Origin of the sequence: Halopseudomonas sp., from assembly GCF_036961105.1 — a bacterium.
Lineage (GTDB): Bacteria > Pseudomonadota > Gammaproteobacteria > Pseudomonadales > Pseudomonadaceae > Halopseudomonas.
This window is the reverse complement of the sequence record NZ_JBALWW010000003.1, coordinates 1-13,827: the sequence shown is the minus strand read 5'-3', so window position 1 is coordinate 13,827 and position 13,827 is coordinate 1. Positions and strand designations below refer to the sequence as shown.

The window sequence follows — 13,827 nt, the reverse complement described above, 5'->3', positions numbered from 1 at the left end:
GCCCCTTTGCTCAGTGCACCAGGTGCAACAGGCGGCGTTGCCGGCTGTGCTGGATGATGAGCGCCACGATGCTGGCCACCGGCACGGCGTACACCATATTGCTGCCGGCATCGCGCAGCATGGCCAGCTCGCCGGTGCTGCGGGAGGCATCCAGGTACAGGTTGCCGTAGTGGATCTGATGCGCGTAGGCCTGGGCGGCGGCGTCTTCTGCCTGGGCTTGGGTGAGGTCAAACCGGCCGGCAAGGTATTGCGCGGTGGTAAAGCAGCGCACCTGGGCAGACTGCCCCGGGGCCATGTTTGCCATGAAGCGGCGGGCGGCCTGCTCGATGTCGCTTGCCTGTGGCAGCTCAGCCGGCTTGCACTGGGCGCGGCCGACGGCGTTCTCTGCCTCTGCCTGGGTGGCGTTGAGGCTGGCCACCAGATGCGCCACGGCGCGGCTGAACAGGCGCTGATCATCGCCCAGGTGCTCTGCCTGATGGCGCTGGATGAAGGCCACGGCGGCGGTCTGCAGGGTCTGCTGGTGGTCGTTACGCGCTGTGTTCATGTGCCGATTCCTCAAACAGGTCTTGTTGGTCGGTTGCAGGCTGCGAAAACCGCAGGGCCCGCATGCGCTCCATGTGCGGCGCCAGGGGCAACTGCAGCAGGGGCTTATCCAGCCCGGAGGGGCTGAGCTGGTAATCGATGGTTTGCGAGCCGGCGAACTTGGCACCGCACACCAGGCTGGTGCACTCGTAGTACACCGAGCGAAAGCACGGGGTTTGCCCCTCTGAGGTGCGGATGCGCAAACGCGACCGGCAGGCGGGGCAAACCTGGTTGTAAACACTCACTGCTCGTTTCTCCCTACGGGGTACAGGGCGCGGCCGCGGCCGGTGAGCCGCAGGGCAGCTCTGCGCAGGCGCGCCTTGATCAGCCACTCGGCGGCCTGATCACAGTCCTGCAAGCCTTGCTGGATGCGGATGCGCTCCAGCAGGCTGCGTTCTGTGTCGTCGTACTCAAACAAGGCCTGAGGCATTTTTCAGTTACTCAAAAGGAACTCGTTTGCCGCGCCTGTCTGGTGCAGCATTGGTTCTGCCAACAGCAGATCACGCGCTTCGGCCATGGCCAGCTGGCGCAGCACGGTGGCGCGGTCCAGCCCGGTATACGCAACCAGGGCCTCGATCAGGGCCAGCTCGTAATCGTCCAGGTTCAACGTGGCGCGGTGCTTCTTGATTCGCTTGGGGTCGGCATACATGGCGGTGTGTCCCTACTGCTCAGCTTCGGATGCGGTTGATTCTTCAGCTGCCAGGATGCCCGGCAGCACTTCGCGCTCTATCTCGCGGGAAAGGTCGCGGAGGATCTGGAAGGAAAGGCGACCACGCGGCAAACCGTCTTGGCCGGCCCAGCGCGCCACTACCTGAGTGACGGTGCGGGGTATGTAGCCCTTGGCGATGGCGAACTTGCGGAAGCTGCTACCGCGTTCGACCAAGCGAGCCTGGATTTGAAGCTTATTCATTGCGGCGCTCATGAGGAGGCACCTATGTCGTGGAAGAAGAAATGCCCCAGCTGGCCTGCATCATCGATAAACGCCTGCAGGGCACGGTTGAGAATGGCGGAGTTGACGGCTTCATCGGACAGCGCCTGGCTGAGCCCGCCCGGGAGAGCGAAAAACTCGCCGAGCTCGAAAGCGGTAGCGCTGATCGAGACGGAGTTGATTGGCATCGAGCGGATAGCTGCATCGGCACGATCAATGAGCAGGGTTTGCTCTGGGGTGGGCGATTCGCCTAGCACAGCAACCAGTTCATTGCGTAGATCTTCGATCAGATTTGAGGTTGCGTTCATGGCTAGGCTGTTCTCGCTTGGTTAATATGTACGCATTGCGTGTAAATCTAAATCCGCACAATGCGGATGTCAAACGGAAAATTCGCGATATGCGGAAAGAATCTATCGCAGATGTCATCAGCAGACTGATGGAGCTGACGGAAACAAAGAAGAAATCAGCCATGGCAAAGGCTCTAGGCGTGAGCCCGCAGGCGGTCAGCAGCTGGGAAAGTCGCGACTCCATACCGTACGCACTTTGCGTACAAGTAGCGCGAGACAAGGGTGTTTCCTTGGAATGGTTGCTAAGTGGAAGTGACGCGATGGCACGAGAGGACCGCGCGCATTACCACCCTGCGCCTTTGTCACCTCAGGAGCAGGCGCTTTTATCCCTGTTCCGCAGCCTCGAAGATGATGCTCAGCGAGAAATACTCAGCGCTGCTCAAGAGAAAGAACGGATGCGACGCCTTGAGCAGCGCCTCGAAGAGCTAGCTGCAAGTGTCGCCGATATCAAAAAGCCAGCCTAAGCTGTACCCATTGAGAACGAAAAGGGGTAGTTTATGAGACAAATGTCACAGCCCACGGCCCGCCGTTATGGCGAGCTGATTGTTGAAGAGCGTGAGCGGCTAGGCCTCAAGCGCGAACAATTGGCAGAACTGATCGGCTACAAGCGCGCCGCGATCGAGGCGGTTGAAGGCAGCAGCCAACGCCAGCAAACCTACGGCTTGTTGGCCAAGCTTGCCGTCTGCGGCGGGTTGGACGCGCACTACATTGTTACCGGCCAGCGGTACGCGCCGCTTGCCGCCGATGAACAGAAGCTGCTGGAGCACTACCGCAGCTTGGACGAGACGGACCAAGCGACAGCGCGGCGGGCTATATCTGCGCTGGCTTCGACCTAGCCATGAATGCGCTGGCCGAGACCAAGACAATAAGGACGTTGACGACATGGTTAGAAGGAAAAGTGCAGCTTGGGCCGCCCTGGTAGTCGCGATCGTTTTCGGTCTGAGCGCGTGCTCACCCAGCGAAAGTCGTGAAGAGAAGCTCGCAAAAGCCAAAACGCTGAGTGAAGTAGTCGAAGTAATCGCACTCGAGGCTCCAGCTGAAGCTTATACGGTCGCCGGTACCAAGTACCTTGCCGTCCTCTTTGAAACCAGCAATGTCACCCGCGACTACCACTTGCTGACGACCAAACAGCTGATGCCAGTGCTGTTGGAACGCTACCCGGAGATAGATCAGTTCTTCATCGCGTGGGCACAGGATGGAGTTCAATTTTTAAAAATTCAGTTTGAGCGTTCAGAAGTGCAAACCGCGCCCTGGGACAGACTCATGATCAAGGAAGGCGAGCTGCAGCAGCTTGCCTCTATGTACTGGGCAATCCCGGCCCTACGGTAGCAGCGCTACTACATTCCAAGGAGAGGAAAGATGACGGACCTACACAACGAGTTTGCCAACAGTCGGTTTTTCAACCAGACCCGCATGGACCGGCGCTCAGCTGATGCCCTGGTTGGCCTGGCCGCCGGCATTGTGGCCGATGGCACAGTGAACCACTCCGAAGCCAGGTTTCTGCACAGCTGGCTGGAAGCCAATCTGGCGCACTTGGATGACCCCGTGGTGAACCTGCTGTACCGACGCTTAAACCTGATGCTGGCGGACGGTGTGTTTGACAGTGACGAGGCCAGCGAGCTGCTGGGCATGCTGCACAGCTTTGCGGGGCTGAGCATAGCCAAGCCGTTACCTACTGAGCACACCTTTACCGCACCCAATGACCTGCCGCTGTGCGACCCGGCGCCAGAAGTCATCTGCGCTGCCCGCTCTTTTGTATTTACCGGCGTTATGGCCCTTGGGCCCCGCAAAGAATGCCAGCAGATCGTGCTGGACCGGGGCGGCGAAATCGCCAGCGGTGTGAGCAAGAAAGTGCATTACCTGGTGATTGGTAGCGTAGGCAACGAGCAGTGGCGACACAGCAGTTACGGACTGAAGATCATGAAGGCGGTGGAGTTGAGGGAGGCTGGGGTGCCAATAGCGATTATTGGGGAAAATCACTGGCAAACGGCTGTGCTGCCGTAGCGAATCGCTCATTACAAAAAGACAATTCAATATCTGCCAAGGAAAAAGATGAAAATCCATGCGTTCAAAGTCGAAAAGAATGACGGTAGCGATGACCTTAATGATGTCCTTAAAGCGATCGATGCCGAACAAGACCTAGAAAAGCGGATGCGCTTGATTAGCCAATCTGAAGTTAGAGTAGACTCTATAGAATATAATGGAGGACTCTGGTACTTGGATTTTGTCAAGTTCAGGGCAACGCAAGGGCCCGGAAAGGCCAGACGGAAAGCACAGGTTGAGGGATTCGCTTTTGCGAAGGGTGAAAGCTTTGGTGAAGAAACCGCCGCAATGTATGACCCGCATACTGGGTATATGCTTGTTCAATATAATCATGCGGGGGTAAGAGGCGGCACCATTGAGCGCTATTTAAGTGAGTATGAAGAAAGAAGCAATAATGTCTATACTTTCTGCCCTAAGTTTGACACTGACACAGAACGCAGGCTGCTCAAAAAGGCTATTAAAAAGAAACTTTCTTTTAAGATAGATGTTACTGAAATGGATGCAGAAGATATTAAGCGTGGAGTGGCGCTGTCGGACGCTGTCGCTTTAGGGCGAGATTGCGAGGCTGGGATGGTAACGATAGAGCTAGCTGCTGGGGGCGACAAGCGAAATGGCCTGCGGGGTACAGTGGCCGCCAAGCTAACCGCTTTAAAAGATTTGGCCAGCCGCAACCCCGCAGCAGTAAAGAGTTTAAAGGTCTCTGGAAAAAATGACGTAGATGACGCGGTGGAGGTCCTGGATTTGCTCAAGCAACGTCTTTACATACAGTTTGACGATATCCGACCTGGTGCGGATCTTCGGTTGCCTCTTGCCGAACGCTGGAAAGGGTTAGATCGCGCCAGAAATGGCTGGAAAAAACTCCTAAAATGAAACTCCTATTTGAGCGGTTTTACCCTTATATTTTTATGGGTTTAGCTGCGTATTTTTGGGTTTATTTAGAAGTGACCTTCCCCGCCAAGGACTCATTGTTGTCTGCGACTCTTGGCGTTTCAGGGATATTTGTCGGTTTTTTGGCTACAAGCAAAGCTATTTTAATGAGCATGAGCTCAGCGATCATAGATAAGCTGCGCGAAACCGGATATATGAAAATTCTCGCGTCTTATATTGCAGAGGCGATCTGGTTAAACCTATCGTTTGGTATTTTTAACGTGATAGGTTTTTTTGGCAACCAAGAACAAAGTTGGTTTTCAGTGCTATGGGTTCCGTTGGCCGTAGGAGCTCTCTTTTCATTTGTACGTGTGACGCACACGATGCTCCAGATATTCCGGCATCACTAGCGCGGAGCGATATCAAGTCTTCCAAACTCCCGCTTAACCGCCCTCTCCGCACTCGCCTTACTCGCATACAAGTGAGTAAGGCGCAGTGGGCTGGCCTGATCCCCTTCTGTGACTTTCTCCTGGGTGCCGTCTTTGCCGCGGTACCAGGCCACTACACCGGTGTATTGCGTTTCTACCAGGGCGGCCAGGTCGTCATCTTCAGCGAGCTGGTTTTCAAGCTCGAGGGCGACGGTATAGCCCGAGTCTGTGAGGTTGTGAGTGACCTTGCTACAGAGCCAGACCACCTCTGAAATCTCCGGCTTTATGCCGCTGAGGCTGTAGGTCATTTCCGGTATGAGGTCCGCGCGGCCGCGTGCCAGGTTATAGCTGAGCGTTGAGGTGCCACGCTGCAGGCGGCGCCATTCGCTACGTACGGCCTGCAGGGCGCTTTGCTGATCGGTGTAGACGTGGCGCAGGGTTTTGATGTTGTCATCCGTGCCGATGATGGCTTCTAACCGCTCTGCGCTGTTGGGGTTGTAGTAGTAGGCCCGCACGCCGGTATAGGTGTTGCGATCTGCTGCCAGCCAGCGGTGGCCATCGCCATCGAGCCGCGTGTAGCTGATGTGCGGCAGGTTGATACCGCTGGCGGTCTTACTCCCGCCGATGGGCATCAGCAGCAGGTGGCCAGCCTTTACGCTGGCGATGGCGTCGTGCTCCTGGGCTACGCGGGTGAGCAGGTTGGCGTCAGATTCGTCTGTTTGGTCCAAGTGCGGTACCAGAATACCGCCGAGCACGATATCGATGACCGGGCTCAGGCTGTAAGCAGTGGCCACCGTGTTGATGATGTCGGCCAGATCCACCTGGTGCCAGCTGCGCTCACGCTTACGGGTGAGACCGGCACGCAGATCTGCGCTGCGGGCGCGGATGCTGAGCACGTCTGGCGTGCCGCTGTGTTCTACCTCGTCTACGGTGTAGCTGCCTTTGTACACCAGGCCGGTATCGCTCCAGCCCAGCCAGAGATCGACCAGCGCGCGCCGTGGTGGAATGCTTAGCAGGCCGTCATGGTCTGACAGGGTGATGTCGAGCTGGTCGGCCTCGAGCCCGCGGTTGTCTGTGAGCGTGAGGCTGATGAGCCGGTTGTTAATCTTGGGCGTGATGTCTTGCCCGTCGACCGCCATGCGAAATGCCGGGCTTGGTTGGCGTGTGGGTAGCTGGATCATCTGAGGATGTCGCCCACGGTGCTGAGAATGTCGCCGAGCAGCTCGATCTGGCTGTCGTCAACGCGCTGCAGCGTGAGGCTGAACTCGATGCGGCGCGGGGCCCCATCGCGGAAAAACAGCGTGTGGGTCTGGCTCATGCTCTCGATGATCCAGAGGCCATAGATGCGGCCCGTGCCCTCTACCAACGGCCAGGCCTTGCCGGTATCTGCCATGAGCCGCAGAGCATCAAGCGATAGCCTGCTGCCGGCGAGCTCGGGCACCAACAGCCCGCTCAGGGTGATGGTGTCTTCCCCTTTGCCTACGAACTGGCGCGCGGGCGCTGCGCCTACCCGCGAGCTGCTGGGGTGACGCCAGTTGGTTTGGCGTTGAAAGTCCTGGTAGGCGGCGGTGTGCAGGCTGAATACAAACAGCCCCAGGGCCATCATCATGTGCAATTACTCCAGATCGAAAAGGCTGCTGCGGACCCGCGCGGCCTTGTTGCGTTCGCGCTGATCGAACAGGCGATTGAACATCTGCTCCATCTGCTGCAGGTCGGTACCTGGGGGTACGGTGATTTGATAGTGGTTGGTGTCGCCCTGCACAACGATAGACGCCTGAGCGGTGTTACTGATTGGTGGGCGATTGTCGAGCGCAATGGCCTGCCCTGCCCCACCGACGCCGAGGGCGAGAGCGCCTGTTCTTGCAATAGCCTTTCCGGCATCAATCACAGCGGCGAGCGGCCCGCGCTGGCTCCGCTCGAGGCCAACGCGCAGGCCGGCCATGGTGTCATCACCCAAGCCGGCAAAGACGCGGCTGGGCGAGTGAATGCCGAGTTTGTCTTTGAACCAGCCAATCATCTGGCTGCCGGCGCTGCTGATAACCGATTTGACCTTGCCCAGGGCGCTGGTTATGCCGCTGATCAGGCCGTCGATGAGCATCTTGCCAAACCCTGTGAACGTGCTTGGTAGCTCAACGCCAAACCAGTTCAATACGCCGGCAAACACGCGATAGAACAGGCCCAGCGGCGACCAATCTGCTATCAACCTGGCTACGCCGAGAATGCCGCCGTCAAAAGCACTGGTGATTTCGCCCCAGACCGCCTTAGCCGCATCAGTGAGGTTTTGCCAGATAGCTTTGAGGCCACCCACAACGCCATCCCAATTTTTGTAAAGCATGAAGGCTGCGGTCGCGAGCAGGCCTATAGCGCCGATTACCAGTAGCACTGGCGCTAGGGAAGCTCCCGCAGCAACACCGAACAGCGTCAGCCCATAGCGCAGCAGGGCAAGCGGCCCGATGATGGACGAGAGCATTACCAGCAGCGTGCCGCCCACGGCGACCACCCCCGCGATGACGGCTGCGGCCATCGCCAGATGGCCAACCAGTTTGGGGTTCTCTTTGATCCATTGGCCTACATCGCGCAGCACTGCTGTGAGGTTCTGGATCAGCTCACGCAAGGGGCCGTCGTTGGTGTCGGTGATGCTGATACCGATCTCTTCCCACGCACTGCGCAGGCCCTTGAGGTCGCCACTGGCGTTGTCGGCCATTGTGGATGCCATGCGGGCGCTTTCACCCTGTACGTTTTGCAGCTGCTCAAGCAGGCGATCAAGGCCGCCATCGGCCATCTGGCTGACGAGCTCTGCGCTACCTGATCCAGCCTCTACGCCGAAGATATCCGTGAGAACGGCTTGCCGATCGACGTTACCCATGTTGCGGGTGGCGTTGTTGATATCGCGGAGGATCGAGGGCAGGTCGCGCATGTTGCCTTTTGCATCAGCGACCTTCAGCCCCAGAGACTCCATAGCCTCTGCGCCCGCCTTGGCCGGCGCAGTAAGCCGGTTTATCAACCCCCTGGTGGTGGTACCTGCTTGGCTACCCTGAATACCGATATTGCCCAACAAGCCGGCCATGGTTGCAGCTTGCTCGAGCGTAAAACCGAGGTCGGATTTGCCACCCAGATACTTCATGGTGTCGCCGAGCATTTCCAGATCGACGTTGGCGCGCGAGGCGGTACCGGAGAGTACGTCGGCTACGCGGGTTATATTGCCGCCCACCTCTGCGTCTATCTTGAACGCGCTGCTGATGTTGGAGGTGATATCAGCGGTGCGGGCCAGATCGGTGTTGTTGGCCAATGCCAAGTTGAGCACGTCTGACATCGACGCCCGGATAGCCTCAGGGGAGAAACCAGCGCGCGCCAGGAAGGTTTGCCCCGCCCCCACTTCGCTCGCGCTGAATGCTGTGGATCCGCCGAGGCCGCGCGCCTGGTCTTTGAGCATCTGAAACCGGGGGTCATCCTTGGCAAGCCGTGCGACCGATTGCAGCTCGCTCATCTGCGCGCCGTAGTCCAGCCCTGGCATAAGCACTCGACTCGCACCGTAGAAGCTGGCAGCGCCCAGCGCCATGCCCCGCACGCCCACGCCAGACATATTGCCGGCCAGTTGCTGTGAGCTACGCAACTTGCCTACCGCTGTGTGGTGGGCGCGGTGTTGCTGCGTCAGCCGCTTGAGGCGATCGCCTTGCGCGCTGATTGAGGTGTTGGCTTCGTTGATCTGGTTTTTTAGGCGGCGCTCGTCTTCGCCCAGGTTATGGGTGCTGATACCGGCCTCACCCATTTTGTTGCGCAGCTGCTGGAGTGCGGTTTGTTGCTGGCCGTGTTTATCCTTCAGCTCGCCGGCGCGACGCTTGGCCTTGTTGAACTCGTCACGTAATTTTTTGGAGGCGGTTTCGGTGCTGCCCAGCTGACGCGCCAGGTCGCGGACCTTGTCTTGCTGCTGCTTCAGGGCGTCGGCGGTTTGACCTGATGCAGTCTTTAGGGTGCGGAAGCTCTGAACGTCCTTTTGGCTGCTCTGGAGCTGCTTCAGCTGGTCACGGGTTTGCTTCAGCTGGTCGGCAAGCCCTTTGCTGCGATCATTCATCCGCTTGAAGGGCTTGCTGAGTTTGTCGATTGTGTCCAGCACGACACGGAGCTTGAGGTCACCCGCCATGTTTATCTGCTCCTGTCCGTTTGCGCGCCAACTCTCGCCACTCCATTAGCTCCGCCAGGGTGAAGTGCACCATTTCTTCCGGTGCCCAGTGGAAGACGACGGCAAGGTCTGCCATCGCTTCCTCTACCCTGCGCGGTAGCGCTACTCCGTTGCTGCTTTCGGTGACAAAAAACCGACCACCACCATTCCCAGCTGGATAGTGTCTGCGGGATCCAGCTTGGCGACCTCCTGCTCGGTTAGCGTTGGGTCAGAGATACGCGGGATCACACGGCAGAGGCTGCCCACGTCGAGCTGAATCAGTTCAGCCAGGTGAACGCCGCGCAGCTCACCGGTGCCAGGTTTGCGCAGGGTTACTTTCTTGATCAGTTGCTCGCCGCGCTTGAGGGGCGTCTCAAGGGTGACGCTGTTGGGGTTGTCTTCGCCTGCGGGCTTGGCTTGGGGCGCCGATGCCGCTTCGCTTTGTTCAGTTGCCATGGGTGTTCTCTCCTTTGCACTACGGGAATCACTGCCCGGCTGACCGGGCAGTGGGTTTACAGGCCGATGGCAGCACGCTGCTCGGCCAGGCGATCGGTGCCGTCGACGATCTCGATCATGTTGATGATGTCGATCTCGACAAGGACTTCACCGTCTACGGTCAGCTTGTAATAGGTACAGGTGGTGGTGATGGTCTCTTCGGTGTCTTCACCTGGTGAGGCGTCGCCGGGGTTGATCTCTTCATGGCGGCCGCGCACGACGATCTCGACCGCTGAGACTTCGCCGGTGTCGTCGCGCTGGTAGGCGCCGGCAAAGCGCAGCTGTACGCCGTCTGCGGTGGTCATGCCCCATTGGCGATAGACCTGCAGGTCCATGCCGCCGGTGGTCCATTCAAACTGGATGCCATCGTCTGACAGGCCGTGGTCGACCTTGACCGGGCCGTTCATACCGCCGGCGCGATAGCCTTCCATCTTGCGGCTGAGCGGGGGCGGCGTGACGGTTTTGGCAACGCCGGCGTAGCTGATGCCGTCGTTAAATACGTTCATGTTCTTGAGTTTGCGGGGCAGTGCCATGGCTGTGCTCTCCGTGAATTAGGCCAGTGCCCCGGTTGCGGCCGGGGCTTTCGGGTCAGGCGTTAATACGCGCTGCGAAGTCGAGCAGGTAGCGATCGGTAATGCGCTGACGCAGGGTGAGATCTTCCAGCGGGGGCACTGGGGTGTAGTCGTAATCGAGCAGCAGACGGCCTGACTTGAGGCTCTCGACGGTATTCACGGCTGGGTCATACCAGCAGCTGCCATCGATGAGGTAGCCCAGGGCCTTCCATTGGCGGAATTTGGCGTTGATGCCCTCGATGATGTCTTTCACCAGGCTGGGGTGCATGGGCTTGTCTACGGCCCACATGTGCGCCTCGGCGATGGTGTCGGCGATTACCTGGGCGGTGCGGGTGTAGCTCTCGAACGCGAACAGGGGATCATCTGAGCAGGTGCGCGAGCCCCAGAAGCGGAAGCCGTTCTGCTGTACCAGGGTGGTGATGTCGTTTTCATTCAGGTAGCCGGCATCGGTGCTGCTGCTTTGCAGATCAAAGAACACGTCTTTGTCGATACCGGTCACGCCGTTGACGGCTACGTTACTGAGGGTCTTGTGCCAGCCGGTCTGCTGATCGATCTTTGCGCGCAGCCCCAGAGCGCGGGCGGTGGCATAGGCCATTGCCTCGGTGCTGGTTGCAGTGTCCCAGCTCAGGAACTCGGGCCAGATGAGCATGAGCTCACGCGCGGCGAAGCTGTCGCGGTAGGCCACGGCGGCTTCTTTGTCTGCACAGTTCCAGCAGCTGGCGTACACAAACGCGCGCAGCTGCTGGGCGATGGTGACCATCTCAGCCGTCACAGCCTCGGTATCGAGCCCGGGGGCGCCGATGATGCGCGGCGTAACGCCCAAACGCGCCTTGGCTGCGAGCAACGCCTTGAGGCCGGTGTACTGGCCGGCGGCTACGGTGCCGATGACGTTGGTGGTGGTCTCTGCCTCGTCTGCGCCCTGCTCTACCCGCACGACGACCACAAAGGGGCTGGCCTGGTCTGCGATGGCATCCAGGCAGGCAGCGAGCGTGCCCTCGGTGCCGGCATTGGCGATGGCGCTGAGCGGGTCGGTAATCAGTACCGGGGTGTTAAGCGGAAATGCGGTGGCGTCTGCATCGGATGCGGTGCACACCATGCCGATCACTGCGGTGGCAATAGTGCGGATCGGGCGCGTGCCCTCGTTGATCTCGATGACGCGCACGCCGTGGTGATATGAATCGGGCATGGTTGGCTCCCTGCAGGGCGATAGTTGCTGTCAGGGGTCATGCTGTCGCGCTTGCGCGGGGAGTTGTAGCGGCAGGGCTTGTAGCGTGGGGGCTTACAGGGTGAAAGGCTGACACCCCGCCGAAACGGGGGGCTGATTCGACCCAGCGGTTTGATGCTACACCGGGGCGGGCGGCTCGACCAGCTCGGCTACGTCCGGGTTGGCTGCGAGGAAGGCGGCGAGCTTTTCTACTGCGGTGGGCTCGGCTGACTGTTCTGGCTTGTTTGCCAGAGACCATGCGGCGCCATTCCAGCGCGGCCATTTGTCCTCTGGCCAGCCGGTGGGCGGCGGCTCGGTGGTGCAGCGTGCCGGCAGCAGGTACACGCCTGGTTCGAGCGGGCTCTCGTCTGCCAGGGCGCTGCCGGTGAGCAGGCCGGCGTGGTCGTAGTTGTAGATGAGCATGTGGGCCTCTCAGTACTTGATGCAGGCGAGCAACGCGCGGTTGCGGGGATGGTTAATACCGGTAATTTCACGAGAACCGGTGCCCTGCCGCACGCTTTCCAGAATCTCGCTAATTTCGCGCGTGCCCGAGCCGGTGATGAGAGTGCCCTGCGTTGCTGTTCCCAGTCCGCCAGGTACGCTATCCCAACCCGCGGTCGGGATGGGTGGGCTGGCTGCGTTTTGCCAGCTGCCCAGCAAACGCCCGGCATCTACACCGCGCCCATCATCCCAACCACGAACAAACTCGCCGCGCAGATCCGGCAGATTGAAGGTGTTGAAACCGTCGCCGGCGCCGAAGGTGGTGCCGATGGCTGCGAACAGATCCGCATAGGCCACACGCCCCACAGCGGCGCCGTTGGCCTTGAGCCAGCCCGTGGGCGCACTGCTGCGGGCGAAGTGCGCGACAAGGCCAGAGGGTGCCATCTGCCGTGCTTCAGCGCGGCTGAACACGTCCAGGTTGTTGCGTGAAGCTGACTTGCTTTCCACGTCACCCAAGTTCTTGCTGCGCTCCAGCGGCGCCGGGGCGCTGCCGGTGGGTTCGTTCTGTGCGCAGATCAGCTCATGGGTGCCGACGATAGCGGTGTTGAAGGTGAACTCGGTGGGATCAGTTGGATGTGGCGTCCATTCGTCATTGGGTATCCGATCGCCATCCACATACAACGCCAGGCCGCGTGTGGTGCACACGGCCAACGTGACCACGGTTTGACCGTCGACGAGCTCCTGTTTCTCTTCGATTGTGTCGATGGTGATATTGGCCTGGTCCGGATCTGCCCACTCAGTATCGCCGTCGGCATTCGATAACTTGCGTAGTGTCTGACCTGTCGTGCCGCCAGGTATCAACGTGGATCTGGTGACGTTGTTGAGGATCCACGACTGGGTGGCCACCGCGACGTTCGGGTCCACCTGCAGGGTCACCACGCTGGCGTTTGTGACCAGGAACTCGAAGCGCACGATGGTATCGGCAAAGGCACCCTCGCCCTCGGCCGGCTTCACCGACGCAGGAACGTTGCCGATGGCGAAAAGGTGGCCGTCCACATCGAACAGCCCCATCTCGCGGATCGTAAAGCCGCCCACGCTGACAGGGATCACCAGCTCGGCGGTGTATTTGGAGTTGCGCTCCGGATCCTGGTAGACCCTGTTGATTGCAGCGCGAAAGCGCTCATTCACCAGGGCGGTCATGGTGTCGAACAGATCCACAAAGTTGCCATTACCATCACCCACGGCCATGTGGGTCAGGTTGATCGGCGTGCCCGCCGCCTCGGCAGCCGCCATGGCCTGGAGACCGTAGGCGGTGTGAATAGAGTTGTAGGTTGGCATGGCTATGCTCCGATTATTTCGAAGTACGCACGGGCACTGCTACCCCACAAAGAACCATCTGCCAGCGTTACGGTGAACGATGTGGTGTTAGTAGTCACCCGGCAGCCCTTCATGTCGAAATTGCTCTGGAGCAAAGACACAAGGAATGTGGCTGCGGCGGGACTGGGAAAGCCTAAATCAGCCAAGTTGAACGTGTTGACCTGGCTAGGGAGCGTCAATCGAACAATACGCTCCATGCGCATCGCCCCAGCATTGACTACCTCTGGCACAACCTCTCCAAACCCTGCAGCTGTCCAGTCGACGTAATAGGTAATTGCCGTGTCAGCCCGCGTAAAAATGGTAAAGGCTGCCGCATTGCCCGCCACTCCAGAGGAAGGGGTGCGAGTTTTAAGACGATTGAACAAAAGGACCGGCATGGTCTGC

22 protein-coding genes are annotated in these 13,827 nt (G+C 59.3%); 6 read left to right on the top strand and 16 right to left on the bottom strand.

The features are described 5' to 3' along the window. Positions 1-10: 10 nt before the first annotated feature. The 6 genes from V7756_RS04620 to V7756_RS04595 are packed head-to-tail and all read right to left on the bottom strand — an operon-like array spanning position 11 to position 1,818. A complete protein-coding gene (locus V7756_RS04620; RefSeq protein ID WP_335608985.1) occupies positions 11-544 on the bottom strand; it encodes a hypothetical protein in 534 nt (177 codons plus the stop codon). Further along, a complete protein-coding gene (locus V7756_RS04615) occupies positions 528-827 on the bottom strand; it encodes an ogr/Delta-like zinc finger family protein (protein ID WP_335608984.1) in 300 nt (99 codons plus the stop codon). Before V7756_RS04615 ends, V7756_RS04620 begins: the two co-directional genes overlap by 17 nt. Then, on the bottom strand, positions 824-1,012 hold the full coding sequence (locus V7756_RS04610) for a hypothetical protein (RefSeq protein WP_335608983.1): 189 nt from the start codon (positions 1,010-1,012) through the stop codon (positions 824-826). The genes V7756_RS04615 and V7756_RS04610 overlap by 4 nt, the downstream gene beginning before the upstream one ends. A gap of 3 nt (positions 1,013-1,015) precedes the next feature. Further along, positions 1,016-1,231 (bottom strand): hypothetical protein, encoded by a 216-nt coding sequence (locus V7756_RS04605; RefSeq protein WP_335608982.1) that lies wholly within the window; start codon positions 1,229-1,231, stop codon positions 1,016-1,018. A 12-nt stretch (positions 1,232-1,243) separates the two neighbouring features. Beyond that, positions 1,244-1,492, bottom strand: coding sequence for a hypothetical protein (locus V7756_RS04600; protein ID WP_335608981.1), 249 nt, complete (start codon positions 1,490-1,492; stop codon positions 1,244-1,246). A gap of 8 nt (positions 1,493-1,500) precedes the next feature. Next, positions 1,501-1,818, bottom strand: a complete 318-nt coding sequence (locus V7756_RS04595) for a hypothetical protein (RefSeq protein ID WP_335608980.1) — start codon at positions 1,816-1,818, stop codon at positions 1,501-1,503. A gap of 26 nt (positions 1,819-1,844) precedes the next feature. Here V7756_RS04595 and V7756_RS04590 point away from each other — a divergent pair, with 26 nt between their 5' ends. From V7756_RS04590 to V7756_RS04565, 6 genes are read left to right on the top strand one after another with little or no spacing between them, the layout of a single operon-like run. Then, entirely contained in the window at positions 1,845-2,321 is a 477-nt protein-coding gene (locus V7756_RS04590) for a helix-turn-helix domain-containing protein (protein ID WP_335608979.1), read from the top strand. A 33-nt stretch (positions 2,322-2,354) separates the two neighbouring features. Then, entirely contained in the window at positions 2,355-2,693 is a 339-nt protein-coding gene (locus V7756_RS04585) for a helix-turn-helix domain-containing protein (protein WP_335608978.1), read from the top strand. A gap of 46 nt (positions 2,694-2,739) precedes the next feature. Continuing rightward, complete coding sequence (locus V7756_RS04580) at positions 2,740-3,186, top strand: hypothetical protein (RefSeq protein ID WP_335608977.1); 447 nt, start codon at positions 2,740-2,742, stop codon at positions 3,184-3,186. Between the two features lie 30 nt (positions 3,187-3,216). Continuing rightward, entirely contained in the window at positions 3,217-3,861 is a 645-nt protein-coding gene (locus tag V7756_RS04575) for a BRCT domain-containing protein (protein WP_335608976.1), read from the top strand. Positions 3,862-3,909: 48 nt separating this feature from the next. Beyond that, entirely contained in the window at positions 3,910-4,770 is an 861-nt protein-coding gene (locus tag V7756_RS04570; RefSeq protein ID WP_335608975.1) for a DUF6731 family protein, read from the top strand. Then, positions 4,767-5,177, top strand: coding sequence for a hypothetical protein (locus tag V7756_RS04565; RefSeq protein WP_335608974.1), 411 nt, complete (start codon positions 4,767-4,769; stop codon positions 5,175-5,177). Before V7756_RS04570 ends, V7756_RS04565 begins: the two co-directional genes overlap by 4 nt. On the opposite strand, the gene V7756_RS04560 is transcribed toward V7756_RS04565, so the two are convergent. From V7756_RS04560 to V7756_RS04515, 10 genes are all read right to left on the bottom strand, one after another. Continuing rightward, positions 5,174-6,376: a phage late control D family protein gene (locus V7756_RS04560; protein WP_442908954.1), complete on the bottom strand. Its 1,203-nt coding sequence runs from the start codon at positions 6,374-6,376 to the stop codon at positions 5,174-5,176. The genes V7756_RS04565 and V7756_RS04560 overlap by 4 nt on opposite strands. Continuing rightward, complete coding sequence (locus tag V7756_RS04555) at positions 6,373-6,804, bottom strand: phage tail protein (RefSeq protein WP_335608972.1); 432 nt, start codon at positions 6,802-6,804, stop codon at positions 6,373-6,375. The genes V7756_RS04560 and V7756_RS04555 overlap by 4 nt, the downstream gene beginning before the upstream one ends. Before the next feature lie 6 nt (positions 6,805-6,810). Beyond that, complete coding sequence (locus V7756_RS04550) at positions 6,811-9,336, bottom strand: phage tail tape measure protein (protein WP_335608971.1); 2,526 nt, start codon at positions 9,334-9,336, stop codon at positions 6,811-6,813. After that, positions 9,326-9,451, bottom strand: coding sequence for a GpE family phage tail protein (locus V7756_RS04545; protein ID WP_335608970.1), 126 nt, complete (start codon positions 9,449-9,451; stop codon positions 9,326-9,328). Before V7756_RS04545 ends, V7756_RS04550 begins: the two co-directional genes overlap by 11 nt. A 26-nt stretch (positions 9,452-9,477) precedes the next feature. After that, positions 9,478-9,810 carry a phage tail assembly protein gene (locus tag V7756_RS04540; RefSeq protein ID WP_335608969.1) on the bottom strand — a complete coding sequence of 111 codons (333 nt, stop codon included), beginning with the start codon at positions 9,808-9,810 and terminating at the stop codon, positions 9,478-9,480. A gap of 56 nt (positions 9,811-9,866) precedes the next feature. Then, on the bottom strand, positions 9,867-10,382 hold the full coding sequence (locus V7756_RS04535) for a phage major tail tube protein (RefSeq protein WP_335608968.1): 516 nt from the start codon (positions 10,380-10,382) through the stop codon (positions 9,867-9,869). A 55-nt stretch (positions 10,383-10,437) separates the two neighbouring features. Further along, positions 10,438-11,607 carry a phage tail sheath protein gene (locus tag V7756_RS04530; protein WP_335608967.1) on the bottom strand — a complete coding sequence of 390 codons (1,170 nt, stop codon included), beginning with the start codon at positions 11,605-11,607 and terminating at the stop codon, positions 10,438-10,440. 156 nt (positions 11,608-11,763) lie between these two features. Continuing rightward, entirely contained in the window at positions 11,764-12,048 is a 285-nt protein-coding gene (locus tag V7756_RS04525; RefSeq protein ID WP_335608966.1) for a phage tail protein, read from the bottom strand. Positions 12,049-12,057: 9 nt separating this feature from the next. Next, complete coding sequence (locus tag V7756_RS04520) at positions 12,058-13,404, bottom strand: phage tail-collar fiber domain-containing protein (RefSeq protein ID WP_335608965.1); 1,347 nt, start codon at positions 13,402-13,404, stop codon at positions 12,058-12,060. 2 nt (positions 13,405-13,406) lie between these two features. Then, the coding region (locus tag V7756_RS04515) for a hypothetical protein (RefSeq protein WP_335608964.1) at positions 13,407-13,827 on the bottom strand (421 nt) is incomplete at its 5' end.

Bases quoted from the DNA above. Each gene is read 5' to 3' on its own strand.
- V7756_RS04620 (WP_335608985.1), bottom strand. From the start codon at position 544: ATGAACACAGCGCGTAACGACCACCAGCAGACCCTGCAGACCGCCGCC.
- V7756_RS04610 (WP_335608983.1), bottom strand. From the start codon at position 1,012: ATGCCTCAGGCCTTGTTTGAGTACGACGACACAGAACGCAGCCTGCTG.
- V7756_RS04605 (WP_335608982.1), bottom strand. From the start codon at position 1,231: ATGTATGCCGACCCCAAGCGAATCAAGAAGCACCGCGCCACGTTGAAC.
- V7756_RS04600 (WP_335608981.1), bottom strand. From the start codon at position 1,492: ATGAATAAGCTTCAAATCCAGGCTCGCTTGGTCGAACGCGGTAGCAGC.
- V7756_RS04595 (WP_335608980.1), bottom strand. From the start codon at position 1,818: ATGAACGCAACCTCAAATCTGATCGAAGATCTACGCAATGAACTGGTT.
- V7756_RS04590 (WP_335608979.1), top strand. From the start codon at position 1,845: ATGTACGCATTGCGTGTAAATCTAAATCCGCACAATGCGGATGTCAAA.
- V7756_RS04585 (WP_335608978.1), top strand. From the start codon at position 2,355: ATGAGACAAATGTCACAGCCCACGGCCCGCCGTTATGGCGAGCTGATT.
- V7756_RS04580 (WP_335608977.1), top strand. From the start codon at position 2,740: ATGGTTAGAAGGAAAAGTGCAGCTTGGGCCGCCCTGGTAGTCGCGATC.
- V7756_RS04575 (WP_335608976.1), top strand. From the start codon at position 3,217: ATGACGGACCTACACAACGAGTTTGCCAACAGTCGGTTTTTCAACCAG.
- V7756_RS04570 (WP_335608975.1), top strand. From the start codon at position 3,910: ATGAAAATCCATGCGTTCAAAGTCGAAAAGAATGACGGTAGCGATGAC.
- V7756_RS04565 (WP_335608974.1), top strand. From the start codon at position 4,767: ATGAAACTCCTATTTGAGCGGTTTTACCCTTATATTTTTATGGGTTTA.
- V7756_RS04560 (WP_442908954.1), bottom strand. From the start codon at position 6,376: ATGATCCAGCTACCCACACGCCAACCAAGCCCGGCATTTCGCATGGCG.
- V7756_RS04555 (WP_335608972.1), bottom strand. From the start codon at position 6,804: ATGATGATGGCCCTGGGGCTGTTTGTATTCAGCCTGCACACCGCCGCC.
- V7756_RS04550 (WP_335608971.1), bottom strand. From the start codon at position 9,336: ATGGCGGGTGACCTCAAGCTCCGTGTCGTGCTGGACACAATCGACAAA.
- V7756_RS04545 (WP_335608970.1), bottom strand. From the start codon at position 9,451: ATGGCAGACCTTGCCGTCGTCTTCCACTGGGCACCGGAAGAAATGGTG.
- V7756_RS04540 (WP_335608969.1), bottom strand. From the start codon at position 9,810: ATGGCAACTGAACAAAGCGAAGCGGCATCGGCGCCCCAAGCCAAGCCC.
- V7756_RS04535 (WP_335608968.1), bottom strand. From the start codon at position 10,382: ATGGCACTGCCCCGCAAACTCAAGAACATGAACGTATTTAACGACGGC.
- V7756_RS04530 (WP_335608967.1), bottom strand. From the start codon at position 11,607: ATGCCCGATTCATATCACCACGGCGTGCGCGTCATCGAGATCAACGAG.
- V7756_RS04525 (WP_335608966.1), bottom strand. From the start codon at position 12,048: ATGCTCATCTACAACTACGACCACGCCGGCCTGCTCACCGGCAGCGCC.
- V7756_RS04520 (WP_335608965.1), bottom strand. From the start codon at position 13,404: ATGCCAACCTACAACTCTATTCACACCGCCTACGGTCTCCAGGCCATG.